Annotated in this window: 2 tRNA genes; both read right to left on the bottom strand. The window is 53.3% G+C overall.

The features are described from left to right. Positions 1–40 precede the first annotated feature (40 nt). Positions 41–114, bottom strand: a tRNA-Ile gene (locus HMPREF2918_RS03470). Positions 115–130: 16 nt separating this feature from the next. Beyond that, a tRNA-Met gene (locus HMPREF2918_RS03465) sits at positions 131–204 on the bottom strand. Positions 205–240: the final 36 nt, after the last annotated feature.

Here is a 240-nt window from a genome sequence, read left to right as displayed (position 1 = left end):
TTCCCTTCAGCCGGACTTGGGTAATCCTCCAAGATAACAATGGACCTTGTAGGACTTGAACCTACGACCACTCGGTTATGAGCCGAGAGCTCTAACCAGCTGAGCTAAAGGTCCAACAAGATCAACAATATAGCGGCGAAGGGGATCGAACCCCCGACCTCCCGGGTATGAACCGGACGCTCTAGCCAGCTGAGCTACACCGCCATAATATCGGGAAGACAGGATTCGAACCTGCGACAC

The sequence above is a fragment of the Streptococcus sp. HMSC065C01 genome (assembly GCF_001813525.1).
Taxonomy (GTDB): Bacteria; Bacillota; Bacilli; order Lactobacillales; family Streptococcaceae; genus Streptococcus; species Streptococcus parasanguinis_V.
Note: the sequence above shows the minus strand (reverse complement) of the source record. Positions and strands in the feature narration are given on the sequence as shown.